Raw genomic sequence first — 25261 nt, 5'->3', positions numbered from 1 at the left:
GGGCGCCCCCTTATGATGTCTACCAGACCTTTTATCCTGCGATGACCCATGGCTGATTCCGTTTTTTTCTGCACCCTGTCCCACGAAGGCGTCCTCGCGGTCCGCGGCGTGGATGCCAGCAAATTCCTGCAAGGCCAATTGACCTGCAACCTCGACTACTTGAGCGACAGACGAGCCAGCCTCGGCGCCCGCTGCACCCAGAAAGGCCGGATGCAATCGAGTTTCCGCATTCTGCTTGAAGGTGACGGTGTATTGATGGCCATGGCCACCGAGTTGCTCGAACCGCAACTGGCCGACTTGAAAAAATATGCCGTGTTCTCCAAGTCCAAGCTCACCGATGAAAGCGCGGCCTGGGTTCGCTTCGGCCTGGAAAACGCCGACAAGGCGCTGACCGACCTGGGCCTCGAACTGCCGAGCGACACCGACAGCGTGGCTCGCCATGAAGCCTTGATCGCCATCCGCGTATCTCCCGGTCGCGCCGAATTGTGGGCCCCTGCCGAACAGGCACAGACGCTGCGAACCCGCCTGGGCGCAGAACTGGCCGAAGCGGACCTGAACCCCTGGCTGCTGGGCCAGATCCGCGCAGGAATCGGCCAGGTCATGCCGGCCACCCGCGAACTGTTCATCCCACAGATGCTCAACCTGCAAGCCGTCGGCGGCGTGAGTTTCAAGAAAGGCTGCTACACCGGCCAGGAAATCGTCGCCCGCATGCAATACCTGGGCAAGCTCAAGCGACGCCTGTATCGCCTGCAACTGGACGCCAGCGAACTGCCGGAGCCCGGCACAGCGCTGTTCTCCCCCACGCATGGCAGTTCCATCGGCGAAGTGGTGATTGCCGCCCGCGGCGAAGGAAATATTGAACTGCTGGCAGTATTGCAGGCCGAAGCAGCAGAAGATGACAATCTGCACCTCGGTGCCTTGGAAGGCCCACGCCTTCAACTGTTGGACCTGCCTTACGAACTGGATCGCGACCGCGAAATCCAGCGCTGATCGCAGCATTTGCCGCAATACCCTAGAGAACCGAAATGAGCGATTTGGCGGATAAGGTCCAACGGGATTTGGTGCAAGCCATCGATAACGATGACTTGGTTCTGCCGACATTACCGGAAGTGGCCCTGCAGATTCGCCGGGCCGCCGAAGACCCGGAAATCAGCGTCAGCAACCTGAGCAAAGTGATCGGCCGCGATACGGCCCTCTCGGCACGCCTGATAAAGGTGGTCAACAGCCCACTGCTGCGCGCCACCCAGGAAGTCACCGACCTGCACACGGCCATCACTCGATTGGGCGTCAACTACAGCAGCAACCTGGCCATCGGCCTGGTCATGGAGCAAATTTTCCACGCCCGCTCCGAGGTGGTGGAACTGAAGATGCGCGAGGTCTGGCGCAAGAGCCTGGAGATCGCCGGCGTCAGCTATGCGCTGTGTCGCGGTTACACCCAACTCAAGCCCGACCAGGCCGCGTTGGGTGGGCTGGTGCACCAGATCGGCGTGTTGCCGATCCTGACGTATGCGCAAGACAACAATGAATTGCTGTCGGACCCGGTCAGCCTCAACCACGTCATCGAAACGATTCACCCGGTACTGGGGGACAAACTACTTAGCGTCTGGGAGTTTCCGGAGCGGTTGGTGAAGCTGCCGGGGCTGTATCTGGATTTCACCCGGGATTCCAAGCAAATCGATTATGTCGACCTGGTGCAGATCGCGGCGCTGTATTGCTACAAGGACACCGATCACCCGCTCAGCCGAATTGATGTGTTTTCAGTCCCGGCTTTCAAGAAACTGGGGATCGACCCGGACAACAAGGCCCGCTGCGTGGATATCGAAGAAGCGCGGTCGATGTTTTATTAAGCCCAGCCTGACAAGCAGGAAATCTGGGCCAGATGCTGACCTGTGGTGAGGGGATTTATCCCCGTTGGGCTGCGAAGCGGCCCCCATCGACCGAACAGACACACCGCAGTGATAGCAAATCCTGGGGCGCTGCGCGCCCGACGGGGATAAATCCCCTCGCCACAACAGTGTTCGGCCTTGGCTCAATCTGAACCTGGGATAAAACTCACCCGCACCTTCAACCCCCGCTCAAGCCCATCATGCAAGGTAATCTGCGCCAAGTGGGCACGGCAGATTTCACCCACGATCGCCAACCCCAGGCCGGAGCCGGCCACTTGCTGGTTGCGTCGATAGAAGCGCTCGAACACCCGATCCCGCTCGTGCAGCGGAATGCCGGGGCCATCGTCCTCGACCTCCAGCACGGCCGGCGCAGAAACCCGCAAGATTACATTGCCGCCCGATGGGGTATGGGCCAGGGCGTTGTCCACCAGGTTGCTCAACAACTCGTTCAACAAGGTCGGCTCGCCCCGCAACCACACAGGCTCGTCGGCTTCCAGGGCCAGCGCCACCCCTCGGGCATGGGCCAGCGGGGCCATGGCCATGCCCAACTCACGAGCCAACTGGCTGAGATCAAGCAGTTGCGCGCCGCCCTCGGCAATGGCCCGGGCGCCGTTTTCCACACGCGCCAAGGACAGCAATTGGTTAGCCAGGTGGGTTAACCGGTCAGTACCCTGGGCCGCAGTTTCCAGGGTTTCACGCCAGGTCGCCGGTTCGCTGGCTCGCAAGCCCAGCTCAAGGCGGGCCTTGAGTGCAGCCAGGGGCGTACGCAATTCATGGGCGGCATCGGCAATGAATTGCGCCTGGCGTTCGAATTGCCCGCGCAGACGCTCGGTGAAATGGTTGAGGGCGCGCACCAACGGCCAGAGTTCATGCTGCACTTCCACCAGGGGCAATGGCCGCAGGTCATCCGACTGGCGCTCTTCCACCGCCGTGCGCAAGCGTTCCAACGGGCGCAATGCCGCGCTGACTGCAAACCACACCAACAGCAGCGCGCCCACGGCCAGCATGCCCAGGCGCAACAGCGTGTCGGCCATCAGCCCGCGGGCCATGCTGACCCGCGCCTCTTCAGTCTCCGCTACACGAATTTCCGCCATGCCGTTCATGTTCGGCTCGCTCACGGCCTTGAGCAGGCTCACCACCCGCACGTTCTGGCCCTGATAGCGAGCGTTGTAAAAGCGCGCCAGGGCTGGGTAATCGTCCGTGCGCGGCGTGCCGGGCGGCGGACCGGGGAGGTTTTCATAGCCGGAAATCAGCTTCTTGTCGATGTCATTGACCTGGTAATAAATGCGTCCGGCGCTGTCGTAGGCGAAAGTATCCAGGGCCACGTAGGGCACATCCGCACTGAGGCTGCCGTCACGCGCCGAAAGGCCCGCAGCGATGGTCCGTGCCGAAGCCAGCAGGGTCCGATCGTAGGCGGTGTCGGCAGCCTCGCGACCGTTCCAATAGGCGCTCAAGCCGCTGGCGAGCATCAATACCACCAGCAGCAGCGCGAGGTTGCGAAGCAGCCGCCAGCGCAGGCTGTCGGGCTTATGCATTGCGATTTTCCAGCAGGTAGCCCAGGCCGCGGAACGTCACGATCGCCACCGCATGACCATCGAGTTTCTTGCGTAGGCGATGGACGTAGATTTCGATGGCGTCGGGGCTGGCCTCTTCGTCCAGGCCGAACACCTGGGCCGCCAGTTGCTCCTTGCTCATCACCCGCCCCGGCCGGGCGATCAACGCCTCCAGCACGGCTTGCTCACGGGAGGTCAGCGTCAACAGTTCATCGTCGAGGGTAAACCGGCGGGTGTCCAGGTCATAGACCAGCCCGCCACAGCGCTGCTGGCGCTCGCCGCCCAGTACGCTGCGGCGCAACAGTGCCTTGACCCGGGCCTCCAGCTCAGTGAGCTCGAATGGCTTGGCCAGGTAATCGTCGGCGCCGAGGTTCAGGCCATGGACGCGGTCCTTGACGTCGCTGCGAGCGGTCAGCATCAGTACCGGCAAGGTCTTGCCACGGGCCCGCAGACGCGCCAACACCTCGAAGCCGTCCATGCGCGGCAGCCCGACATCCAGGACCGCCACGGCGTATTCCTCGCTGCTCAAGGCCAGGTCGGCCGCGACGCCGTCGTGCAGCACGTCCACGGTCAAACCGGCACTCTTGAGCGCTTGGGCAACGCTTTCGGCGAGCTGCAGATGGTCTTCGACGAGCAGAACACGCATGGGTTATTCCTCGATTCAGGGATGGCCGACGCCATTCTTTGGCGCGGAGTTTACAGCCGCATCCGCCAGTGTGAAGCCAAAAAACACGCTGAAAGCTTTTGAAAGGTTAGCGAAAGGTTGGGCCGTTAGAGTCCCTTTACGGATAGTTTCGACTGACCGTCGCGGCGCCCGATCGCGAATGAAAAATGCCACGAAGCATTTTCGTCCTGAATAAGAAGAATAAAAGCGGAGTATTCACCATGCTGTCCATGCAGCTACAGGCCCCAGCGCCTGCTCGCCCTTCTCGCTTCAACCAGACCGCCTTGGGCGGTGTCGCCCTGCATTCAATCCCGGTAATGACCTGCGCGCCCCGTCAGCGATGACTTGGGCGGGATCTGTCAACGACACATTTTCACCACGCATAACAACAATCCTGTGGAGACAACAATGAACCTTTCACTGCGTAAAGTAGCCCTGGCCGCCGGATGCCTGATGTTCGCCGGGCAGTTGCTCGCCGCTGATCCATCCAAGGAGCCCAAGCGCCCCGAATGCATCGCCCCGGCGGCACCGGGCGGCGGCTTCGACCTGACGTGCAAACTGGCGCAAAGCGCGCTGGTGAACCAGAAACTGCTGACCAAACCCATGCGTGTGACCTACATGCCCGGCGGTGTCGGCGCGGTGGCGTACAACGCAGTGGTCGCCCAACGCCCGGCCGACGCCGGCACGCTGGTGGCCTGGTCCAGCGGTTCGCTGTTGAACCTGGCGCAAGGCAAGTTCGGTCGTTTCGATGAAAACGCCGTGCGCTGGCTGGCGGCCGTTGGCACCAGCTACGGCGCCATCGCGGTAAAGAGCGATTCGCCCTACAAGAACCTCGATGATCTGGTACAGGCCCTGAAGAAAGATCCAGGTTCCGTGGTCATCGGTTCCGGCGGCACCGTCGGCAGCCAGGACTGGATGCAAACCGCCCTGATCGCCAAGGCTGCCGGCATCGACCCGCGCAAACTGCGCTACGTGGCACTCGAAGGCGGTGGTGAAATCGCCACAGCCCTGCTCGGCGGCCATATTCAGGTCGGCAGTACGGACATTTCCGACTCCATGCCGCACATCCAGAGTGGTGACATGCGTCTGTTGGCGGTGTTCTCCGATAAACGCCTGGACGAGCCGGAAATGAAAGACATCCCGACCGCTCGCGAACAAGGCTACGACATCCTCTGGCCAGTGGTCCGTGGCTTCTACCTCGGGCCAAAGGTCAGCGACGAAGACTACGCCTGGTGGAAAGATGCGTTCGACAAACTGCTGGCTTCCGAAGAGTTCGCCAAGTTGCGCGACCAGCGCGAGCTGTTCCCGTTCGCCATGACCGGCCCGGAACTGGATGCCTATGTGAAGAAACAAGTGGCTGATTACAAGGTGCTGGCCAAAGAGTTCGGCCTGATCCAGTAACCGTCTCTGTTCTCGCGGCGGCGCCGGCACTGTCGGCGCCGCCCAGGAGTTAGTCATGCTCACCATCCAACGTATTTTTGCCGCGGTGCTGCTACTGGCCTGTATCGGCCTGGCGCTGATGGCCTGGCCCTATCAAGCGGCCTTTTCCTACGAACCGGTCGGCCCGCGCGCCTTTCCCTTGCTGATGCTCGGGCTGATGGGGCTGGCATTGCTGTACATGCTGTTTCGCCCGACGCCCATCGTGCATAGCGACGAAGACCCGCACCTGGACCGCGAAACCTTGCAGAAAATCGGTATCTGCGTGGTGCTGCTGCTGGTCTTCGCCGGCACCTTCGAACCCTTGGGCTTCATTCTTGCCAGCATCCTGATCGGCGTGCCGATGGCGCGCCTTTACGGCGGTCGCTGGGTGCCCAGCGTGGTGATCATCAGCCTGATGGCCATCGGTCTTTACCTGTTGTTCGACAAGCTGATGGACGTGCCGCTGCCCCTGGGCCTGCTCGACGTCCTGGAGAATTGATATGGATACCCTGAATTATCTCGGCCAGGGTTTTGGCGTTGCACTGACCCCCTACAACCTCGTCACGGCACTGACCGGCACCCTGATCGGCACCGTGGTCGGCCTGCTGCCGGGCCTGGGCCCGATCAACGGCGTGGCGCTGCTGATCCCGATTGCCTTTGCCCTGGGGCTGCCGCCGGAATCGGCGCTGATCCTGCTGGCCGCGGTGTACCTGGGTTGCGAATACGGCGGACGTATCAGCTCGATCCTGCTCAACATCCCGGGTGAAGCTTCCACCGTGATGACCACCCTCGATGGCTATCCAATGGCCCGCCAAGGCCTGGCCGGCGTGGCGTTGTCGCTGTCGGCGTGGAGTTCGTTCATCGGCGCGTTCATCGCCACCTGCGGCATGGTGTTGTTCGCACCGTTGCTGGCCAAATGGGCGATTGCCTTCGGGCCGGCGGAATATTTCGTCCTGATGGTGTTCGCCATTGTCTGCCTCGGCGGCATGGCCGGCGACCGACCGCTCAAGACCTTCATCGCGGCGCTGATCGGCCTGTTCCTGTCCAGTGTCGGAATCGATGCCAACAGCGGCGTATACCGCTTCACCGGTGACAACATCCACTTGACCGACGGCATCCAGTTCGTCGTGCTGGTGCTGGGCCTGTTCTCCATCAGCGAAATCCTGTTGCTGCTGGAAAAAACCCATCGCGGCCAGGAGGCAGTGAAAGCTACCGGGCGGATGATGTTCAACTTCAAGGAAGCCGCGTCGGTCTTCACTGTGAACCTGCGCTGCGGCGTGCTCGGTTTCATCATGGGCGTGCTGCCGGGTGCTGGTGCGACCCTGGCCAGTGCCGTGGCCTACATGACGGAAAAACGCATTGCCGGCGCCGGTGGCACGTTCGGCCAGGGCGACAAGCGCGGCCTCGCCGCCCCGGAAACAGCCATCGGTGGCGCGGCCTGCGGTGCGCTGGTGCCAATGCTGACCCTCGGTGTTCCCGGCTCGGGCACCACCGCGGTGATGATCGGCGCGCTGTCGCTGTACAACATCACGCCCGGTCCACTGCTGTTCCAGCAACAGCCGGACATCGTCTGGGGCCTGATCGCGTCGTTGTTCGTCGCCAACATCATGCTGGTGATCCTCAACATCCCGATGATCCGCATCTTCACCCGGATCCTGGCGGTGCCGAACTGGGCGCTGGTGCCGGTCATCGCGATCATCACCGGGATCGGTGTCTATGCGGTGCATGCCACCACGTTCGACCTGTTCCTGATGATCGGTATCGGCATCTTCGGCTATATCCTGCGCAAGCTGGACTTCCCGCTGTCGCCAGTGCTGCTGGGCTTCATCCTCGGTGGCCTGATGGAGCAGAACCTGCGGCGTGCGCTGTCGATTTCCAACGGTGCACTGGAGATCCTCTGGTCGAGCCCGATCACGTTCGGCTGCTGGATCCTGACAGCGATCATGCTGTTCATGCCATTGCTGCGAATCTGGCGTCGCCGCGCCGCTCAACGTCGCGCCCTGGCCAATGTCTGAGGCGACATTCAGACAATGGTGGGGAACACCGCTGGTCGGCCTGGCCGGCGGTTACCTGGCCAGCCTGATCGGCTGGCCTTTGCCCTGGATGGTCGGCTCGTTGTTGGCGATCATCCTGGTGCGCTGCCTGACGCCGTGGCAATTGATGGAAATCCCCGGCGGCCGTAAGTGCGGCCAATGGGTGGTGGGCATCGGTATCGGCCTGCACTTCACTCCTGTGGTGATGGAGCAGGTGCTGAGCCACTTCGGCCTGATCTTCTTCGGTGCGCTGATCACCAGCGTGTCCAGCGTGGTGAGTGTCTGGCTAATGCGTCGCACTGGCGAGGAGCGCGCCACCGCGTTCTTCTCGAGCATGCCGGGCGGTTCCGGCGAAATGGTCAACCTCGGCGCCCGCAACGGCGCGGACCTTAGTCGTGTTGCAGCAGGCCAGAGCCTGCGGGTGCTGGTGGTAGTGTTGTGCGTGCCGGCAGCCTTCAAGTACCTGTTGGGCGAAGGCTCGCCGGTGCAACACGCCACGACGGTGGACTGGCTGTGGCTGGCGATCCTGTTCCCGGCGGGCGCCCTGCTCGCCTGGGTCTGGGAGCGATTGCGCCAACCCAACCCCTGGTTGTTCGGACCCTTGCTGGTAAGTGCGGCGGTGAGCGTCGGTTGGGACCTGCACATCGGCCTGCCCAACGGCGCCAGCCAGGTCGGCCAGTGGTTGATCGGCAGCGGATTGGGTTGTCATTTCAACCGGCAGTTCTTTCGTCGGGCGCCGTCGTTCATGGGGCGTACCCTGATCGGCACGGTGTTGACGATGCTGATCGCCACGCTTGCAGCCCTAGGCTTGAGCACCTTGACCCATCTGGATCTGCGTTCACTGACACTCGGTATGATGCCCGGCGGCATCGCGGAAATGAGCCTGACGGCGGAAACATTGCAACTGTCAGTGCCATTGGTGACAGCGTTGCAGGTGATGCGATTGCTGTTTGTGTTGTTTCTGGCGGAGCCGTTGTTCAGGTATTGGATGCGCAAGCCGGGTTCGGACTTATAGACCAAGTTGCCTTCATCGCGAGCAAGCTCACTCCCACAGGGACTTTGGTCGAGCTCCAATTTCGGCTCCACACAAACCCAATGTGGCGAGCGAGCTTGCTCCCGCTGGCCTGCGAAGCAGGCCTCTGCATTTTTTCAGCCGGACCGCATGATCCGATTTTGCGACTGCTGCGCAGCCGAGCGGGAGCAAGCTCCCTCGCCACGGGTTTTGGGTTGTCTGGGCTCGCGATGGGGCCCTGACTGCCGACCACTTAAAGCGGCGGCAACCGCCAATCAATAGGCGCCTCGCCATGTTGCTCGAGGAACTTGTTGGCCCGACTGAAATGCCCGCACCCCAGAAAACCCCGATAAGCCGACAACGGTGACGGGTGAACCGAGGTCAGCACCAAGTGCTTGGTAGCGTCGATCAGTTTCTGCTTGCTCTGGGCATGGGCGCCCCATAACAGGAAGACCAGGTTCTGTTGGTGTTCGCTGACCACTTCGATGACCCGGTCGGTGAAATGCTGCCAGCCCTTGCCTGCGTGGGCGTTGGCGTTGGCACGCTCCACGGTCATGGTAGTGTTGAGCAGCAACACGCCCTGGTCGGCCCAGCTTTGCAGATAGCCGTGGTTGGGCATGTCGATGTTCAGATCGCGCTTCAACTCCTTGTAGATATTGACCAGCGACGGCGGCGCCGGCACACCCGGTTGCACCGAGAAACACAAGCCATGGGCCTGGCCCGGGCCGTGATACGGATCCTGGCCGAGGATCACCACCTTGACCTTATCCAGCGGCGTGGAGTTGAGGGCGTTGAAAATCAGCGGTGCCGGTGGATAAATTTCCTTGCCGGCGGCGTACTCCCGACGTAGGAATTCGCGCAACTCCGCCATGTAGGGCTGGTCGAACTCGGCACGCAGTGCCTGCTTCCAGCTCGGTTCGAGTTTGATACGGTCGTCGGCAGTCATGGTTGCATCCGGTAAAAACAATGGGCGCACCCTAGGAAAGCCTACATGGCTTGTCAATTGATCTGACGCAGAACCAGCACTTTCCCACGCAGCGGTCATACTGATTATTCAAATTTCTGATCGAGGTCACGATGAATCTGCACTTCGAAGAGCTCACCGGCATCGACGGTGCCCGTATCGGCATCGCCACCCTGGACGCCGAAAAATCCTTGAATGCCTTGTCCCTGCCGATGATCAACGCCTTGCGTGATCGTCTCGATGCCTGGGCCCGGGAGCCACAGGTCGTGTGTGTGCTGTTGCGCGGCAATGGCGCCAAGGCGTTCTGCGCCGGCGGTGAAGTGCGCAGCTTGGTGGAAGCCTGCCGCGCCCATCCCGGCGAAGTGCCGCCGTTGGCGGCCCAATTCTTCGCCGCGGAATACCGCTTGGACTTCAACCTGCATACCTACCCCAAACCCCTGCTGTGCTGGGGCCACGGTTATGTACTGGGCGGCGGCATGGGCCTGCTGCAAGGCGCCAGTACCCGCATCGTCACGCCAAGCAGTCGCCTGGCCATGCCGGAAATCAGCATCGGCCTGTACCCGGATGTCGGCGCCAGTTGGTTCTTGTCGCGCCTGCCCGGCAAGCTCGGGCTGTTTCTCGGCCTGACCGGCGCCCACATGAATGCCCGGGACGCCATCGACCTGGACCTGGCCGACCGCTTTTTGCTGGATGAACAACAGGACGACCTGATCGAAGGCCTGCTGCAACTCAACTGGCAGGAACAGACCGAGGTGCAGCTCAACAGCCTGCTCAAGGCCCTGCAACAGGAAGCGGTCGGCCAAATGCCCGAAGCCCAATGGCTACCACGTCGGCAGAAAATCGATGAATGGCTGGATGTCAGCGATGTGCGCTGCGCCTGGAAAGCGCTCAGTTTGTTGGTGGACCACCCGGACCCGTTGATCGCCCGCGCGGCCAAGACCATGAGCGAAGGCTCCCCGCTGACCGCTCATCTGGTCTGGGAACAGATCGCCCGTGCCCGGCATTTGTCCTTGGCCGGCGTGTTCCGGATGGAATACACCTTGAGCCTCAACTGCTGTCGCCATCCGGAATTCAGCGAAGGCGTGCGCGCGCGGCTGATCGACAAGGACCACAAGCCCCGTTGGCACTGGCCGGACATCAACCATGTGCCCGAGGCGGCGGTCGAGGCGCACTTTCACAAGGCGTGGGAAGGTCGGCATCCGTTGGCGGATTTGTCTAACGAGTAACGCGTCAGCAACTCCCACAAGAGCTATCCCATCGGGTTTATTGCAGGCACAAAAAAGCGGCGCTTTATGCGCCGCTTTCTGTTGCCCTGGGATCAGCGGTGACTGCCCCGTCCATCGTGATCGCCGCGTCCCCGATGATCACGTCCGCCTCGACCGCGTCGGTCGTCATTCCAGCCGCCCCGGTCATGGCCGTCCCAGCCACCCCGATTCGGATAAGACCGGTACGCCGCTCGCGGTGGCGAGTAGTAGCGTGGGCCTTGCTGGTAGTAACGCGGTGCCGAGTAATGGCGCGGCGCCGGTTGGTAGTAACGCGGTGCCGAGTAATAGCGCGGCGCCGGTTGGTAATACCGCGGGGCGTAATAGCCACGCGGAGCCGAATAATAACTCCCGCCACCGTAATAGACCGGTGCCGGTGAGGTATAGACCTCGGAACGGTAGTAGCTCGAGTCTCCGTCGTAGTAAGGCACGCAGGCCGAAAGAGTCAAACCGAGAAACGCAATGAGGAGCAGTCGTCGATACATGGCGGCCTCCTGGACCGCGAATGAGCCGCATCAGCGACGCTGATGGGCGGCAGCCAACTTTGTGTGACTGACGCATATTCAGACAGCAAAATCGGAATCTGGTGCGACCTGGCAACAACTAGAAACATGTCGCTCGTCGCCCTCTTCCGGTGCGCGACGGCACCACAAGCAAGCACAAATCCGCCCCCAAGCATTCTCTCCCCAACACCTGCCCTCTCTAACCCGGGCCTTTGCCCGAATTGGCACGGCTCTCGCTTTAACAAACCCCGTGCAGGAGTCATCACAGGTTCGCGGCACCACAATTTGCAATGGCTGACTAGGGTTCCGGCTCGCCTCTGGCGAGTGACTGGTCCGAGAGTTGGCGACCTCCAGTTGAGGTTACACGGCGGGACAAAAGCCCGGGAGACAAGCCACCGTTCGCGGTGCCGCGTTGCTCCTGTCCGCCCTTGATCAACTGGAGAACCACCATGTTCAAGCTTCGTCTGTCCGCCCTGCTCCTCGCCGTCCTCTCGGCCCTCGTGAGCTTCTCATCCGCCGCTGCTCAAAAAGACCACTTCAGCGTCTGCTGGACCATTTATGCCGGTTGGATGCCCTGGGAATACGCCGGTAGCCAAGGCATCGTCGACAAATGGGCGAAAAAATACGGCATCAAGATCGATGTCGTGCAGCTCAACGATTACGTCGAATCCATCAACCAGTACACCGCCGGTCAGTTCGACGGCTGCACCATGACCAACATGGACGCCCTGACCATTCCCGCCGCCGGTGGCGTGGACAGCACCGCGCTGATCGTCAGCGACTTCTCCAATGGCAACGACGGCATCGTCCTCAAGGGCGAAGGCAAGAAAGTCACCGATCTCAAGGGCATGGACGTCAACCTGGTGGAACTGTCGGTGTCCCATTACCTGCTGGCCCGCGCCCTGGATTCGGTTGGTCTCGCCGAGAAAGACCTGAAAGTCGTCAATACCTCCGACGCCGACATCTCTGCCGCCTTCAACACCGACCAGGTCAAGGCCGTCACCACCTGGAACCCGATGCTCTCGGACATCAAGGCCCAGCCCGGCGTGAGCGAAGTGTTCAATTCCAGCCAGATCCCTGGCGAGATCATGGACATGATGGTGGTCAACACCCAGACCCTGCAGGACAACCCGGCCCTGGGCAAAGCGTTGACCGGCGCCTGGTTTGAAGTGGTGGCGCTGATGAACGCGAAAAACGCCGCGAGCAAGACCGCGTTGGAGCACATGGCCAAGGCCTCGGGCACCGACCTGGCCGGCTTCCAGGCGCAACTGGACACCACCAAGCTGTTCGCCACACCCAAGGAAGCCCTGGGTTTCGCCACCAGCGAACAACTGCCCGCCACCATGGGCAAAGTCGCCAACTTCTCGTTCCAGCACAGCTTGCTGGGCGAAGGTGCCAAGGACGCCAACGCAGTCGGCATGGCGTTCGCCAATGGCGTAACCCGCGGCGACAAGGCCAACCTCAAGCTGCGCTTTGACCCGACCTACGTACAGCTGGCTGCCGACGCCAAGCTGTAAACCGGAGGACCTGGCATGCGCCTGATCAACCGCTACCCGGATCGTCCCAGCCGCTTGTTGCTGGTGATCCTGCCCTTCGCGCTGGTGTTGCTCGCCTACTTCATGGGCTCGGCCGAACGGTTGACGGACAACCCCAACGACAAACTGCTACCCAGCGCCGTGCAAATGGCCGATGCGGTCAAGCGCCTGGCCTTCACCGCTGACGCCCGCAGCGGCGAATACCTGCTCTGGCAGGACACCGCGTCGAGCCTGCGTCGGTTGGCCATCGGCCTGGGCATCAGTGCCCTGGCCGGACTGTGCCTGGGCATCGCCGCCGGCACGTTGCCGCTGTTGGGCGCGCCGTTATCGCCGCTGCTCACCGTGGTGTCGATGGTGCCGCCGCTGGCCATCCTGCCAATCCTGTTCATCGTCTTTGGCCTGGGGGAATTGTCGAAAGTCATGCTGATCGTGATTGGCATCACACCGTGCCTGGCTCGCGACCTGGAACAGCGCGCCCGGGAAATTCCGCCCGAACTGCTGATCAAGGCCCAGACCCTCGGCGCTTCGACCTGGACGCTGATGCTGCGGGTGGTGCTGCCGCAATTGCTGCCGCGCTTGCTGATTTCCCTGCGGCTGATGCTAGGTTCGGCCTGGCTGTTTCTGATCGCCGCCGAAGCCATCGCCTCCACCGATGGGCTGGGCTATCGGATTTTCCTGGTGCGGCGTTACCTGGCGATGGACGTGATCTTGCCGTACGTGGTGTGGATCACCCTGCTCGCCTGGCTGATGGACTGGGGCCTCAAGCGCCTGACCCGGCAAGCGTTCCCCTGGTATGAGGGGGCGAAGGCATGAGCTTTATTACGGTGAACAACGTCTGGCAACAGTATGCCGATCAGGTGGTACTGGAGCGTTTGAACCTGAGGGTCGCCGAAGGTGAGTTCTGCACCCTGGTGGGTGCCTCGGGTTGCGGCAAGTCGACCTTCCTGCGGTTGCTGCTGGGCCAGGAGCGCGCCAGCCGCGGGCAGATTCTCCTGGACGGCGAGCCCTTGGCCGGCGAGCCGGATGCCAGCCGGGGCGTGGTGTTCCAACGCTATTCGGTGTTCCCGCACCTGACCGTGCTGGACAACGTGGCCCTGGGCCTGGAGTTGCCGCGCTCAGCACTTTTGGGGCGGCTGTTCGGCAGCGCCAAGCGCCAGGCCCGCGAAGAAGCTGCGCAACTACTGGACAAAGTCGGCCTCGGCCATGCGCTGGATAAATACCCGGCGCAACTGTCCGGGGGTATGCAGCAGCGGCTGGCGATCGCCCAGGCACTGATCATGAAGCCGCGGGTCCTGCTGCTGGACGAGCCCTTCGGCGCCCTCGACCCGGGCATTCGCAAAGACATGCATGCCCTGCTGCTGGAGCTGTGGCGCGAAACCCGGCTGACGGTGTTCATGGTCACCCACGACCTGTCCGAAGGTTTCAGCCTCGGCACACGCCTGTTGGTGTTCGACAAGGTCCGCGTCGATCCCCACGCCCCCGGCGCCTATGGCGCACGCATCACCTACGACATCCCATTGAACAGCGACCGCCGCACCGCCCGTGCCGCCGTCGACGCCCTGCCCGCCGAACTGGCCGGCACGTTGCGTATTGCTTGAACGGAGTTTTTTCATGACCGACTCGACCCACTTGTTTACGCCCTTCGCCGAAGAATTGCTGCCCGGTGGCGGCCACCGCTCCTTCGTGCTCAAGCGCGGCCAACTGCTGCGCCTGACCGACCTGCGTGGCGGGGCCAACGTGAGCCTCACGCTACTCAATGCCAACGAGAAAACCGAACGCCTGAACCTGCCCGACAGCCTCAAATGCCAACACACCGCCAAGCTCACCGCCGGCCACTGCCTTTACTCGGACATGGGCCGGGTGCTGGCGGCCATCACCGCCGACACCTGCGGCTGGAGCGACAGCCTGGGCGGCGTGCTCTGCGCCGAGGAAGTCGCGCAAAAATACGGTCAGGGCCGCTACCAGGAACTGCGCAACGGCTTCTTTCGCAACGGCACCGACAACCTGTTGGTGGAACTGGGCAAATGGGGACTGGGCCTGTCCGACCTGCTGATGACCCTCAACCTGTTCAGCCGGGTCGATGTCGATGAGGCCGGAAACTTTCACTTCGTCGAGGGCAATTCCCTGACCGGCGACTACATCGAGTTGTACGCGCCGATGGACACCCTGGTGGTGCTGACCGCGCTGCAACACCCGATGGACCCGAACCCGCAATACGCCCCGCAACCGCTCAAGCTCAGTTGGATGAATGCCGATGCCAGCGTCGCCGAGCACTGCCGCCTTTCGCGTCCGGAAAACCAGCGCGGCTTTATCAACACCGACCGCCTGTTCGCCTGAGGATCGCTGCCATGTCACTCGCCATCGCCACCGCACACAAGCAACCCGATACCGCCGTCTACCGTGCCACGATTCCCGCCGGGGAACCCTGGCTGGTGGAGGTCAAGAAGGGCCAGACCTTGCGCATCCTCGACCTGGAAGGCAACCAAGCGGTCGACACGCTGTTCTACAGCCTGGCCAACCCCAAGGAACGCTACGACGTGCAGCGCACCCTGCGTCGACAAAACAGCGTTTACCTGAGCACCGGCAGCGTGCTGTATTCCAACCTCGGCCACCCGATGCTGACCATCGTCGAAGACACCTGCGGGCGCCACGACACCCTCGGCGGCGCCTGCGCCCAGGAAAGCAACACCGTGCGCTACGCCCTGGAAAAACGCTACATGCACAGCTGCCGTGACAACTACCTGCGGGCCTGTGCCCACGACGGTCGCCTGGGCAAGGGCGATATCGGGCCGAACATCAACTTTTTCATGAACGTGCCGGTCACCGCCGATGGCGGCCTGACCTTCGAAGACGGGATCTCGGCGCCAGGCAAATACGTCGACCTGCGGGCCGAGATGGACGTGATCGTGTTGATCTCCAACTGCCCGCAACTGAACAACCCGTGCAACGCCTACAACCCCACGCCTGCGGAGCTTTTGATATGGAACTGAAACTCACCCGCCTGCGCCGCTGGCTGTTCGCGTTGTGCCAGAGCCGGTCGGGGCAGTGCATCAAATAACTTCATGAACCCCGCAGGGGATGAGGTGTTTGGAAGTTTCGCCGCCAGGGACGACCCCGGCGGCCATCGAAAACTGCGGGACGGCCCGCATCCCAATTCAGGCAGACCTGTATGCCTGAGGGGTAATGCCATGTTCGAAAAAATCCTGATTGCCAACCGTGGCGCCATCGCCTGCCGCATCCTGCGGACCTTGCGTGAGCTGAAGGTCGAGGGCGTTGCGGTGTATTCCCAGGCCGACGCCGCCAGCTTGCATATCCTCCAGGCCGATGAAGCCCACTGCCTGGGCGAAGGCGCGGCGGCCGGTACTTACCTGGCGGTGGACAAGCTTTTGGCGATCGCCCAAAGCTGCGGCGCGACGGCGATTCATCCCGGCTACGGCTTTCTCTCGGAAAACGCAGCCTTCGCCGAAGCCTGCGAAGCGGCCGGGATCGCCTTCATTGGTCCGACACCAGAGCAACTACGCGTGTTCGGCCTCAAGCACACCGCCCGCGACCTGGCTCGGCAACACGGCGTGCCGCTGCTCGAAGGCACCGAACTGCTCGACAGCCTCGACGCCGCGCTACTGGCCGGCACTCAGATCGGTTATCCGGTGATGCTCAAAAGTACCGCCGGCGGCGGCGGCATCGGCATGCGCGTGTGCCGCAGCGCCGCCGACCTGAGCGAATCCTTCGAAGCGGTCAAGCGCCTGGGCCAGAACAACTTCAGCGATGCCGGAGTGTTCATCGAGAAGTACATCGAACGCGCACGGCATCTGGAAGTGCAGGTATTCGGCGATGGCCTGGGCCAGGTGATCGCCCTGGGGGTGCGCGACTGCTCGGTGCAGCGACGCAACCAGAAAGTCCTCGAGGAAACCCCGGCGCCGAACCTGCCCGAGGGCATGGCCGACGAACTCTGCGCAGCGGCGATCCAACTGGCCCAAGCCGTGAACTACCGCAGCGCCGGCACTGTGGAGTTCGTGTTCGACAGCGACGCAGGGCGCTTCTATTTCCTGGAAGTGAACACCCGCCTGCAAGTGGAGCATGGCGTCACCGAGCAGGTCTGGGGCGTGGACCTGGTGCGCTGGATGGTGCAATTGGCGGCCGGTGATTTACCGCCACTGAACGAGCTGGGCCAAGGTTTGAAAGCCGAGGGCCACGCGATCCAGGCGCGCCTGTATGCCGAGGACCCAGGCCGGGATTTCCAGCCAAGCCCAGGGCTGCTGACCGCCGTGAAATTTCCCCAGGCCGACGGCAAAGCACTGCGCATCGACACGTGGGTCGAGGCCGGTTGCCAGATCCCGCCCTACTTCGACCCGATGATCGCCAAGGTCATTCGCTGGGCGCCGACCCGCGAGCAAGCGCGCCTGGGCCTTTATCAAGCACTGGATGAAAGCCTGCTGTACGGCGTCGAGACCAACCGCCAATACCTGCAACAAATTCTCCTCGACACACCGTTTGCCAGCGGCCAGCCCTGGACCCGTTGCCTGGAGACGTTGGTCTATCGTGCCCACACCGTTGAAGTGCTCAGTCCAGGCACCCAGACCAGCGTCCAGGACTATCCCGGCCGCCTCGGTTATTGGGCCGTGGGTGTACCGCCGTCAGGGCCGATGGACAGCCGTTCGTTGCGCCTGGGCAATCGCCTCTTGGGCAACGAAGAAGGTGCGGCGGCATTGGAAATCACCATGAACGGGCCGCTGCTGCGTTTCAACTGCGCCGCCCGAGTGACGGTGACCGGTGCGGTGATTGCCCTCACGCTCGACGGTGAAGCGGTGCCGATGAATACACCGTTGTCGATTGCTGCCGGCGCCACCCTCGCGATCGGCAACATCTCTGGCGCCGGGGCACGCAGTTACCTGTGCCTGCAAGGCGGCGTGCAAGTGCCGGATTACCTGGGCAGTAAAAGCACCTTCACCCTCGGCCAGTTTGGCGGCCACGGCGGACGAGCGTTGTGTACCGGCGACGTGTTGCACCTGACACCGCTGGATGAGCACACGACACTGCCGCCAACGAGCGCACCGGACCTGGAACTGCCGAGCGTGCGCCAGATCCGCGTGATCTACGGCCCCCACGGCGCGCCCGAATATTTCACCGAGCGCTACATCCAGACCTTCTTCGACACGGCCTGGGAAGTGCATTTCAACTCCAGCCGCACCGGCGTGCGCCTGATCGGGCCGAAACCCGAATGGGTCCGCGCCGACGGCGGCGAGGCCGGGCTGCACCCTTCCAATATCCATGACAACCCCTACGCCATCGGTGCCGTGGATTTCACCGGCGACATGCCCGTCATCCTCGGCCCCGACGGCCCGAGCCTGGGCGGTTTCGTCTGCCCGGTGACGGTGATCGAAGCGGACCTCTGGCAGTTGGGGCAACTCAAGGCAGGGGACAAGGTGCGGTTTGTGCCGGTGGACATATCGACCGCCCGCTCACTGGCGACACACATCCCTTGTGGCGAGGGAGCTTGCTCCCGCTCGAGTGCGCAGCACTCGCCAGACAATGGTCCTACCGATAAAGAGTTGGGGCCGCTTCGCGACCCAGCGCGAGCAAGCTCGCTCGCCACAGGTTTTGGGTGCACACAGAAATGGGGGTCGCCTGTGGTACTGGATATCGGTCAGGACGATACGCGCCTGGTGGCAAGGCTATCTGGCGACACCCACCTGCTGCTGGAAATCGGCGCCCCCGAACTGGACCTGGTGCTGCGCTTTCGCGCCCACGCCTTGATGCAAGCGTTGGAACACAAACACCTGCCCGGCGTGATCGACCTGACGCCGGGCATTCGCTCGCTGCAAGTGCACTATCAACCCGAGCAAATACCCCTGGCCGATCTACTGTCCATCGTCGCCGGGGAATGGGACGCCGTGTGCGCCGCGCAGGACCTGCAAGTGCCGTCGCGCATCGTTCACCTGCCGCTGTCCTGGGATGATCCGGCCTGCCAGCTGGCCATCGAAAAATACATGACCACGGTGCGCAAGGACGCGCCCTGGTGCCCAAGCAACCTGGAGTTCATCCGACGCATCAACGACCTGCCCAACCTCGATGAGGTGCAACGCACGGTGTTTGACGCCAGCTACCTGGTCATGGGCCTGGGGGACGTCTACCTTGGCGCGCCGGTCGCCACGCCGCTCGACCCGCGCCATCGCCTGGTGACCACCAAATACAACCCGGCTCGCACCTGGACCGCGGAAAACTCGGTGGGCATTGGCGGCGCCTATATGTGCGTGTACGGCATGGAAGGCCCGGGCGGCTATCAGTTCGTCGGGCGCACATTGCAGATGTGGAACCGTTATCGGGACGTCGCCGCCTTCGACGGCAAGCCGTGGCTGCTGCGGTTTTTCGACCAGATCCGCTTCTACCCGGTCAGCGCCGATGAACTGCTGCGCATCCGTCGGGACTTCCCCCTGGGCCGCTTCGACCTGACGATCGAGCATAGCCAGCTCAATCTCGCTGAATACCAGCGTTTCCTGGCGCAGGAAGCTGACAGCATCGCTGCGTTCCGTCACCAGCAACAAGGCGCCTTCGACGCCGAGCGCGAGCGTTGGATCGCCAGTGGCCAGGCGCACTTCGACAGCGAAGAACCGGCCATCGCACCGAGCGAGGATTCGCCGCTGACTGACGGTCAACTGAGTGTCGACAGCCATATCGCCGGCAACCTCTGGCAGGTCCAGGTGGAGGTTGGCGCTCGGGTCGCCGCTGGCGATGTGCTGGTCATCCTGGAGTCGATGAAGATGGAAATCCCGGTGCTGGCACCCCTGGCCGGCGTGGTACGCGAGGTGCGCGTCCAGCCTGGTTCGGCGGTGCGCGCCGGACAGCGCGTCGTGGTGCTGGAACGTGACTGAACTCAATCAAAGGATTAACCCCATGAACCTTTCGCTTCGCTTGGACGACCTGCGCAATGCCTACCGCAGCGGCGAACTGACGCCTCGGACATTGCTGTTGGAGCTGCGGGAAAAAGCCGCGGCGCTGAACCCGGACTATCACCTGTTCATCCACCTGCTGACGGCCGAGGAACTGGAACCCTACCTGGCCGCGCTGGAAGGCCGCGACCTCGAGAGCCTGCCGCTGTACGGCGTACCTTTTGCCATCAAGGACAACATCGACCTGGCCGGCATTCCCACCACTGCCGCCTGCCCTTCGTTTGCCTACGTACCGCCACGTTCGGCCACCATCGTCGAACAGTTGCTGGCACTGGGCGCGATCCCCCTGGGCAAGACCAACCTCGACCAATTCGCCACCGGGCTCAATGGCACTCGCTCGCCCTACGGCGCCTGCCGCAACAGCGTGCTGCCCGACTACCCGGCGGGTGGCTCGAGCGCCGGCTCGTCGCTGGCCGTGGCCCTGGGCGTGGCGAGCTTTGCCTTGGGCACCGATACCGCCGGCTCCGGTCGGGTGCCCGCCGCGCTGAACAACCTGGTGGGATTGAAAGCCACCCTGGGGCTGATCTCCACGGCGGGCGTGGTCCCGGCCTGTCGCACGCTGGACTGCGTCACGACCTTCACGGCGACGGCCAAGGAAGCCAGCCAGCTGTTGGCGCTGACGGCCCGTCCAGACCCTCGTGACGACTACAGCCGCCACAACCCGCAGTGGAACGATGGCACCGCGTTCGGCGCCCCCCGGCGCTTTCGCTTCGGTGTGCCGCGCCAGCAAGACTTGGAGTTTTTTGGCTGTTCTGAAGGTCCGCAACTGTTTCTGGATGCCATCGAGCGACTCGAACGCCTGGGCGGCGAAGCCGTGGAACTGGACCTGTCGCCGTTCCTGGAAGCCGCACGGCTGCTTTATGAAGGCCCGTGGGTGGCCGAACGCTACAGCGTTGCCGGCCCATTGATGGAGCGCGAACCCGACGCCGTATTGCCCGTCATCCGTGCCGTATTGGCGAAAGCGCCTACGGTGGATGGTGTACAAACCTTCCGTGCCCGCTACCGTTTGCAAACGCTCAAAGCCCAATGCGACCGGGCCATGGAGGCGCTTGATTGCGTACTCACACCGACCATCGGCCGACCGGTGACCCTCGCCGAACTGGCCGCCGAACCGGTGCTGCGCAACTCGGAGCTGGGGTACTACACCAATTTCATGAACCTGCTGGACTACGCCGCCGTCGCCGTGCCCAGCGCATTCATGGCCAACGGTTTGCCTTGGGGCGTGACGCTGTTCGGTCGAGCGTTCACCGATCAATACCTCTTGAGCATGGCCGATGCCTTGCAGCGTCAACAGGACAAGACCTTGCCTGTTCCCGCCCACCCGGCGCGCCACGACCGGGCACGGCTGGTCGTGTGCGGCGCACACCTGGACGGGTTGGCGTTGAACTGGCAGCTCAAGCAACGCGGCGCGCGGCTGATCGAGGCCACCCAGAGCTCACCGGACTACCGTCTCCATGCCTTGGCCGGCGGCCCACCCCTGCGCCCCGGCATGCTTCGGGTCAGCGAGGGCGGCGTGGCGATCGAGGTGGAAGTCTGGGAACTGCCGAGCAGTGAACTGGGTTCGTTCCTGACGGGCATCCCCGCACCGTTGGGGCTGGGCAAGGTGCAACTGGCCGATGGGCGCTGGGAAAGCGGATTCATTTGCGAGGCCTATGGTTTGGAGGGCGCGCAGGACATCAGCCATCTGGGGGGATGGCGGGCTTATCTGCGTAGCCTGGAATAAAGCTGAACCTGTGGCGAGGGAGCTTGCTCCCGCTCGGCTGCGAAGCAGACGCTTTCGGGGCCGCTTCTCGGCCCAGCGGGAGCAAGCTCCCTCGCCACGGTCCCACAAACCTGCAAATTCGACTGTCTTTTCCCACAAGGCCACTAAACTGACTTCATTGGGTCTGCGCCAAGGGAATCGCCATGTCGCTCCGTTCGCCGTTGTATTCCCAGCGCAAGCCGCTCCTGGCCGTGGTGGCGCTGCTGGGTACCGGATTCCTGATCATTGCCTTGCTGGGCTATTACGCAGCCCATGCCTCGGTACGCGATAACATCCTCAAGACACTGTATCTGAACCTGTTGATCGGCATACTCGTGACGCTGGCTGTCCTGGCAATCCTTTATCGGTTGATCAACAGCTACCAACAACGCATCGACGCCCAAGCCACCCTCGACAGCCTGACCGAATTGCCGAATCGCCGTGGCTTCGACCTGCTGGCCGTGCAAGCCCTCCATGAAGCCCAGCGCGAACCCAAACCCTTGACTGCGCTGCTGATGGAACTGGACGATTTCAAGCGGTTGGACACCACCCATGGTCATGTCGCCACCGATCAACTGCTGGCCGGGTTCGCCCGCGACCTGACACAAAACCTGCGGCATTCGGACATCGTGTGTCGCTGGAGCACTGAAGCCTTTGTCGTCCTGCTCAAGGACATCGATGGACAGACCGGTCTGAAGATCGCAGAGAAAATTCGTCAGCACATCGAAAAGCAGCGCTATTTCTGCAGTGGAAAACAATTGCTGGTCACCGTCAGTCTCGGCCTCACCACCTTGCAGGACGAAGACACCTTGCACAGCCTGCTGTCGCGGACCGATCATGCGCTGCAACGCGCCCGGCAGACCGGGCGCAATCGAACCTGCGTGGAAATGCCTCATTCCAGTTATGAATAAACCCGATCTTTGCCCGGCCTGCGGCGGTGCCAATGACTGCACCCTGGCCGACCCACGAACCGCCGACCGCGCCTGCTGGTGTTACGGCGTGAGCATCGACCCGGCCGTGCTTGAAGCATTGCCAGCCGAGCTGCGTGATCAATCCTGCCTGTGCCCACGCTGCGCCCAGGTCCAAGCCCAGTTGCGCGCCAAGCCTCAGCCGATCGCGTAAGATGCCCGCCCTCCGTTGCCTTGCCTGAACTGCCCATGCGCGTCGACCGTTTCCTCAGTAATCTGCCGCGATTCAATCGCCAACAAGTGCGCCTGTTGCTGGTGGAACGCCGGGTGCGGATCGACGGACAGACCGTCAGCGATCCCCATGCACAAGTCCGCGAATTCAGCCGTGTAGAAGTCGACGACGAAGTGCTGCAAGCTGGCCGGCCAGCGCGCTACTTCATGCTGCACAAGCCGCCCGGCTGTGTCAGTGCAACCCGCGACCCGCAACACCCCACGGCGCTCGACTGGTTGGACGAACCGGACAAGGACGACCTGCACATCGCCGGACGCCTGGATTTCAACACCACCGGGCTGATGCTGATCACCAATGACGGCGCCTGGTCGCGGCGCCTGACCCAACCGCAGACCAAACTGCCCAAGGTCTACTACGTTGAAACCGAGCAAATCATCACGGCCGAATACGCCGACACTTTCGCCCGGGGCCTGTACTTTGCCTTCGAAGACCTCACCACCCAACCTGCTGAGCTGACGCTGCTGGGGCCCAGATCGGCGCGCTTGAGCATCGTTGAAGGGCGCTATCACCAGGTCAAGCGCATGTTTGGCCACTTCAACAACAAGGTGCTGCGCCTGCACCGCGAGCGCATGGGCCCACTGACACTGGACGCCCGTCTCGAGCCGGGCCAGTACCGCGCCTTGAGCCTTGAAGAAGTCCATCTCATCTGAACCTGCTACCGCTGGGCAGAAGTGTCGAACAATTTTCCGATAGGTACTTGCGCAACGCTCGCCCCCCTGCTTGAATCAAACCGTCGGCCGAAATGTGACCGATGAGTCACAACATACTTCCAAGAAACTTTTTGCCGGCTGGAACCCTCAGGTTCCGCCTTGTCCCGCCGGCGAACTGCCCGCCTATAACAACACCCGTCGACCTTTTTTTTGGATCGACATGGGCCTTATCTTCCAGGCGTATGCCTACCTGTCACATTGCCCGTGCAATCTCATTGCGCGCATACCCGCTTGCCAGGAGTCTTATGACATGAGGCCAGAAATCGCTGTGCTGGATATACAGGGTCAGTATCGGGTTTACACGGAGTTCTATCGCGCAGACGCCGCACAAAAGACCATCATCCTGGTCAACGGCTCAATGGCCACCACCGCGTCGTTTGCACAGACCGCCAAAAACCTCTACCCGCAATTCAATGTTGTGCTGTACGACCAACCCTACGCGGGCAAGTCCAAAGCCCACAACAGGCATGAGACCATGCTGACGAAAGAGGTCGAAGGCCAGATCCTCCTGGAACTGATCGACCACTTCGCCGCCGAGCACGTGCTGTCGTTTTCCTGGGGCGGCGCCGCCACGCTGACCGCCCTGGCCCAGCGCCCACGGCGCATCGAAAAAGCGGTGATCAGCTCGTTCTCACCGGTACTCAATGCGCCGATGCGTGACTACCTGGAGCGCGGCGTGGATTACCTGAGCAGCCTGGACGGCGACCGTGTCGGACACTTGGTCAACAGCACCATCGGCAAACATTTGCCGCCGCTGTTCAAGCGTTTCAACTATCGCCACGTGAGCAGCCTGGCCGAGCATGAATACGGGCAGATGCACTTCCACATCAGCGATGTGCTTCACAGCGACCAGTTGTGCTACGTCAACGCGGCGAAGAAAATCAACGTGCCGGTGCTGTTCCTGAACGGCGAATGGGACGAATACACCGCGGCCGACGACGCCAGGCTTTTTGCCGATCATGTGCAGTACAGCAGCTTCAGCACACTGCAAGCCACCGGGCACTTCCTGGACATGGAACACAAGGCCGCCTGCCGCGACAGCCGCAACGCCCTGTTGGACTTCCTGAAACCGGCCCACCACGAAAGTCGACCACGCTACAACTACGTGCAGGACTACCATGCACTGGCTATCTGAAACCGAGTCCTCGCGAGCAAGCCCCGCCCTACGCTTCTGGCAACGGGGCTTGCCCGCGAACGACCGCTCTGGTTTAAGGCTTGCGTAGACGGGTGACCTCGCCGTACGTAAAGAAAAACTTCAAATCCTCGGCCACATCTGGTACAAAGTCAGCCGCTCTGAGCGGGTGTCGTATAATGGCATTACTCCAGCTTCCCAAGCTGATAACGAGGGTTCGATTCCCTTCACCCGCTCCAATCGAATTCTGATCCCGCGCCGTATGTTTTTTGACGATGGATTAAAAAACCGGCTCTTGGTGGCCGGTTTTTTTATGGCTGATTTGGGGAAGTGTGAGGTGATCTCCGAGCGTAGATAGATGGCTCCCCATCTCCGTCCAAAATAATACGCCCCCATTTCCACATCCTCGACGTTATCGAGAAAGCACCCTCTTGCAAGCCGAAGACGCCTTGAGCCGGCTACCGCCACGGCATCGCCGAAAAAAGGTATCTCAGCGATAGAGCATCAAACATGCTTAGCGACAAAAGCGACGACGACAAACACGGTCAGAGCGAACGCTGCACCGATGCTGAACGGCAACCACGTAACGCGGAATGTGGTCGGGGCCGGGCGCCTCATTTCTTCTGCCAAAGCCTCTACCTCTCGATGCAATTGCTCAATGCTTGCTTGATGACTTCGATGTGTGGACATGTCATTTCTC

General features: G+C 62.2%; 22 protein-coding genes, 1 tRNA gene, 1 pseudogene and 1 riboswitch. Of the genes and pseudogenes, 19 read left to right on the top strand and 5 right to left on the bottom strand.

What is annotated here, in order from left to right; genetic code table 11:
- Positions 1–48 precede the first annotated feature (48 nt).
- Together BLO97_RS17540 and BLO97_RS17535 are read left to right on the top strand one after the other, a co-directional pair.
- The gene (locus tag BLO97_RS17540) at positions 49–990 is read left to right on the top strand and encodes a CAF17-like 4Fe-4S cluster assembly/insertion protein YgfZ (RefSeq protein ID WP_092347054.1); all 942 of its coding nucleotides are present in this window, start codon (positions 49–51) and stop codon (positions 988–990) included.
- A 35-nt stretch (positions 991–1025) separates the two neighbouring features.
- Positions 1026–1847 (top strand): HDOD domain-containing protein, encoded by an 822-nt coding sequence (locus tag BLO97_RS17535; protein WP_092347051.1) that lies wholly within the window; start codon positions 1026–1028, stop codon positions 1845–1847.
- A gap of 182 nt (positions 1848–2029) precedes the next feature.
- Here BLO97_RS17535 and BLO97_RS17530 read toward each other — a convergent pair whose 3' ends face one another.
- Complete coding sequence (locus BLO97_RS17530) at positions 2030–3421, bottom strand: sensor histidine kinase (RefSeq protein WP_092148620.1); 1392 nt, start codon at positions 3419–3421, stop codon at positions 2030–2032.
- Positions 3414–4085 carry a response regulator gene (locus tag BLO97_RS17525; protein WP_063322537.1) on the bottom strand — a complete coding sequence of 224 codons (672 nt, stop codon included), beginning with the start codon at positions 4083–4085 and terminating at the stop codon, positions 3414–3416. The genes BLO97_RS17530 and BLO97_RS17525 overlap by 8 nt, the downstream gene beginning before the upstream one ends.
- Before the next feature lie 426 nt (positions 4086–4511).
- Between BLO97_RS17525 and BLO97_RS17520 the strand changes: the two genes are divergently transcribed.
- Genes BLO97_RS17520 through BLO97_RS17505 form a run of 4 tightly spaced genes read left to right on the top strand, consistent with a single transcriptional unit; the run spans position 4512 to position 8570 of the window.
- Positions 4512–5504 carry a Bug family tripartite tricarboxylate transporter substrate binding protein gene (locus BLO97_RS17520; protein WP_003198777.1) on the top strand — a complete coding sequence of 331 codons (993 nt, stop codon included), beginning with the start codon at positions 4512–4514 and terminating at the stop codon, positions 5502–5504.
- Positions 5505–5559: 55 nt separating this feature from the next.
- Positions 5560–6021 (top strand): tripartite tricarboxylate transporter TctB family protein, encoded by a 462-nt coding sequence (locus BLO97_RS17515; RefSeq protein ID WP_063322539.1) that lies wholly within the window; start codon positions 5560–5562, stop codon positions 6019–6021.
- A 1-nt stretch (position 6022) separates the two neighbouring features.
- Entirely contained in the window at positions 6023–7537 is a 1515-nt protein-coding gene (locus BLO97_RS17510) for a tripartite tricarboxylate transporter permease (RefSeq protein ID WP_092148623.1), read from the top strand.
- A complete protein-coding gene (locus tag BLO97_RS17505; RefSeq protein ID WP_063322541.1) occupies positions 7530–8570 on the top strand; it encodes an AbrB family transcriptional regulator in 1041 nt (346 codons plus the stop codon). The genes BLO97_RS17510 and BLO97_RS17505 overlap by 8 nt, the downstream gene beginning before the upstream one ends.
- 250 nt (positions 8571–8820) lie before the next feature.
- On the opposite strand, the gene ung is transcribed toward BLO97_RS17505, so the two are convergent.
- Complete coding sequence (gene ung / locus BLO97_RS17500) at positions 8821–9513, bottom strand: uracil-DNA glycosylase (protein ID WP_092148630.1); 693 nt, start codon at positions 9511–9513, stop codon at positions 8821–8823.
- 131 nt (positions 9514–9644) lie between these two features.
- Between ung and BLO97_RS17495 the strand changes: the two genes are divergently transcribed.
- On the top strand, positions 9645–10757 hold the full coding sequence (locus tag BLO97_RS17495) for an enoyl-CoA hydratase/isomerase family protein (RefSeq protein ID WP_092148633.1): 1113 nt from the start codon (positions 9645–9647) through the stop codon (positions 10755–10757).
- 92 nt (positions 10758–10849) lie between these two features.
- Here BLO97_RS17495 and BLO97_RS17490 read toward each other — a convergent pair whose 3' ends face one another.
- The gene (locus tag BLO97_RS17490; RefSeq protein WP_092148636.1) at positions 10850–11278 is read right to left on the bottom strand and encodes a hypothetical protein; all 429 of its coding nucleotides are present in this window, start codon (positions 11276–11278) and stop codon (positions 10850–10852) included.
- Between the two features lie 305 nt (positions 11279–11583).
- Positions 11584–11685, top strand: a riboswitch (guanidine-I (ykkC/yxkD leader).
- A gap of 60 nt (positions 11686–11745) precedes the next feature.
- On the opposite strand from BLO97_RS17490, the gene BLO97_RS17485 reads away from it, so the two are divergent.
- From BLO97_RS17485 to BLO97_RS17430, 12 genes and pseudogenes are all read left to right on the top strand, one after another.
- On the top strand, positions 11746–12813 hold the full coding sequence (locus BLO97_RS17485) for a putative urea ABC transporter substrate-binding protein (protein WP_092347048.1): 1068 nt from the start codon (positions 11746–11748) through the stop codon (positions 12811–12813).
- Positions 12814–12828: 15 nt separating this feature from the next.
- Positions 12829–13644 (top strand): ABC transporter permease, encoded by an 816-nt coding sequence (locus BLO97_RS17480; RefSeq protein WP_092224902.1) that lies wholly within the window; start codon positions 12829–12831, stop codon positions 13642–13644.
- Positions 13641–14429 carry an ABC transporter ATP-binding protein gene (locus tag BLO97_RS17475; RefSeq protein ID WP_092224904.1) on the top strand — a complete coding sequence of 263 codons (789 nt, stop codon included), beginning with the start codon at positions 13641–13643 and terminating at the stop codon, positions 14427–14429. The genes BLO97_RS17480 and BLO97_RS17475 overlap by 4 nt, the downstream gene beginning before the upstream one ends.
- A gap of 13 nt (positions 14430–14442) precedes the next feature.
- Positions 14443–15168 carry an urea amidolyase associated protein UAAP1 gene (locus tag BLO97_RS17470; protein WP_063322547.1) on the top strand — a complete coding sequence of 242 codons (726 nt, stop codon included), beginning with the start codon at positions 14443–14445 and terminating at the stop codon, positions 15166–15168.
- A gap of 11 nt (positions 15169–15179) precedes the next feature.
- Entirely contained in the window at positions 15180–15821 is a 642-nt protein-coding gene (locus BLO97_RS17465; protein ID WP_092224906.1) for an urea amidolyase associated protein UAAP2, read from the top strand.
- Positions 15822–16019: 198 nt separating this feature from the next.
- Positions 16020–19700: an urea carboxylase gene (uca, locus tag BLO97_RS17460; RefSeq protein ID WP_092347045.1), complete on the top strand. Its 3681-nt coding sequence runs from the start codon at positions 16020–16022 to the stop codon at positions 19698–19700.
- 22 nt (positions 19701–19722) lie between these two features.
- Entirely contained in the window at positions 19723–21501 is a 1779-nt protein-coding gene (gene atzF / locus BLO97_RS17455; protein WP_092347042.1) for an allophanate hydrolase, read from the top strand.
- Between the two features lie 311 nt (positions 21502–21812).
- Positions 21813–22430: pseudogene (locus BLO97_RS17450) on the top strand (GGDEF domain-containing protein); the annotation flags it as partial.
- Complete coding sequence (locus tag BLO97_RS17445) at positions 22423–22641, top strand: cysteine-rich CWC family protein (RefSeq protein ID WP_072347095.1); 219 nt, start codon at positions 22423–22425, stop codon at positions 22639–22641. The pseudogene BLO97_RS17450 and the gene BLO97_RS17445, both read left to right, overlap by 8 nt.
- Before the next feature lie 35 nt (positions 22642–22676).
- Entirely contained in the window at positions 22677–23369 is a 693-nt protein-coding gene (locus BLO97_RS17440; protein ID WP_092148660.1) for a pseudouridine synthase, read from the top strand.
- Between the two features lie 310 nt (positions 23370–23679).
- Positions 23680–24564: an alpha/beta fold hydrolase gene (locus BLO97_RS17435; RefSeq protein ID WP_063322554.1), complete on the top strand. Its 885-nt coding sequence runs from the start codon at positions 23680–23682 to the stop codon at positions 24562–24564.
- A 162-nt stretch (positions 24565–24726) separates the two neighbouring features.
- Positions 24727–24800 (top strand) — tRNA-Gly (locus tag BLO97_RS17430).
- A gap of 265 nt (positions 24801–25065) precedes the next feature.
- Here the strand turns inward: BLO97_RS17430 and BLO97_RS17425 are convergent.
- Positions 25066–25251 carry a hypothetical protein gene (locus tag BLO97_RS17425; RefSeq protein ID WP_033046215.1) on the bottom strand — a complete coding sequence of 62 codons (186 nt, stop codon included), beginning with the start codon at positions 25249–25251 and terminating at the stop codon, positions 25066–25068.
- Positions 25252–25261: the final 10 nt, after the last annotated feature.

It is taken from the genome of Pseudomonas sp. NFACC05-1 (assembly GCF_900100135.1).
GTDB classification, from domain to species: Bacteria; Pseudomonadota; Gammaproteobacteria; order Pseudomonadales; family Pseudomonadaceae; genus Aquipseudomonas; species Aquipseudomonas fluorescens_Q.
The sequence above is the reverse complement of the archived record's forward strand: the minus strand, read 5'-3'. Positions and strand labels throughout refer to the sequence as shown.

Bases quoted from the DNA above. Each gene is read 5' to 3' on its own strand.
- BLO97_RS17540 (WP_092347054.1), top strand. From the start codon at position 49: ATGGCTGATTCCGTTTTTTTCTGCACCCTGTCCCACGAAGGCGTCCTC.
- BLO97_RS17535 (WP_092347051.1), top strand. From the start codon at position 1,026: ATGAGCGATTTGGCGGATAAGGTCCAACGGGATTTGGTGCAAGCCATC.
- BLO97_RS17530 (WP_092148620.1), bottom strand. From the start codon at position 3,421: ATGCATAAGCCCGACAGCCTGCGCTGGCGGCTGCTTCGCAACCTCGCG.
- BLO97_RS17525 (WP_063322537.1), bottom strand. From the start codon at position 4,085: ATGCGTGTTCTGCTCGTCGAAGACCATCTGCAGCTCGCCGAAAGCGTT.
- BLO97_RS17520 (WP_003198777.1), top strand. From the start codon at position 4,512: ATGAACCTTTCACTGCGTAAAGTAGCCCTGGCCGCCGGATGCCTGATG.
- BLO97_RS17515 (WP_063322539.1), top strand. From the start codon at position 5,560: ATGCTCACCATCCAACGTATTTTTGCCGCGGTGCTGCTACTGGCCTGT.
- BLO97_RS17510 (WP_092148623.1), top strand. From the start codon at position 6,023: ATGGATACCCTGAATTATCTCGGCCAGGGTTTTGGCGTTGCACTGACC.
- BLO97_RS17505 (WP_063322541.1), top strand. From the start codon at position 7,530: ATGTCTGAGGCGACATTCAGACAATGGTGGGGAACACCGCTGGTCGGC.
- ung (WP_092148630.1), bottom strand. From the start codon at position 9,513: ATGACTGCCGACGACCGTATCAAACTCGAACCGAGCTGGAAGCAGGCA.
- BLO97_RS17495 (WP_092148633.1), top strand. From the start codon at position 9,645: ATGAATCTGCACTTCGAAGAGCTCACCGGCATCGACGGTGCCCGTATC.
- BLO97_RS17490 (WP_092148636.1), bottom strand. From the start codon at position 11,278: ATGTATCGACGACTGCTCCTCATTGCGTTTCTCGGTTTGACTCTTTCG.
- BLO97_RS17485 (WP_092347048.1), top strand. From the start codon at position 11,746: ATGTTCAAGCTTCGTCTGTCCGCCCTGCTCCTCGCCGTCCTCTCGGCC.
- BLO97_RS17480 (WP_092224902.1), top strand. From the start codon at position 12,829: ATGCGCCTGATCAACCGCTACCCGGATCGTCCCAGCCGCTTGTTGCTG.
- BLO97_RS17475 (WP_092224904.1), top strand. From the start codon at position 13,641: ATGAGCTTTATTACGGTGAACAACGTCTGGCAACAGTATGCCGATCAG.
- BLO97_RS17470 (WP_063322547.1), top strand. From the start codon at position 14,443: ATGACCGACTCGACCCACTTGTTTACGCCCTTCGCCGAAGAATTGCTG.
- BLO97_RS17465 (WP_092224906.1), top strand. From the start codon at position 15,180: ATGTCACTCGCCATCGCCACCGCACACAAGCAACCCGATACCGCCGTC.
- uca (WP_092347045.1), top strand. From the start codon at position 16,020: ATGTTCGAAAAAATCCTGATTGCCAACCGTGGCGCCATCGCCTGCCGC.
- atzF (WP_092347042.1), top strand. From the start codon at position 19,723: ATGAACCTTTCGCTTCGCTTGGACGACCTGCGCAATGCCTACCGCAGC.
- BLO97_RS17445 (WP_072347095.1), top strand. From the start codon at position 22,423: ATGAATAAACCCGATCTTTGCCCGGCCTGCGGCGGTGCCAATGACTGC.
- BLO97_RS17440 (WP_092148660.1), top strand. From the start codon at position 22,677: ATGCGCGTCGACCGTTTCCTCAGTAATCTGCCGCGATTCAATCGCCAA.
- BLO97_RS17435 (WP_063322554.1), top strand. From the start codon at position 23,680: ATGAGGCCAGAAATCGCTGTGCTGGATATACAGGGTCAGTATCGGGTT.
- BLO97_RS17425 (WP_033046215.1), bottom strand. From the start codon at position 25,251: ATGTCCACACATCGAAGTCATCAAGCAAGCATTGAGCAATTGCATCGA.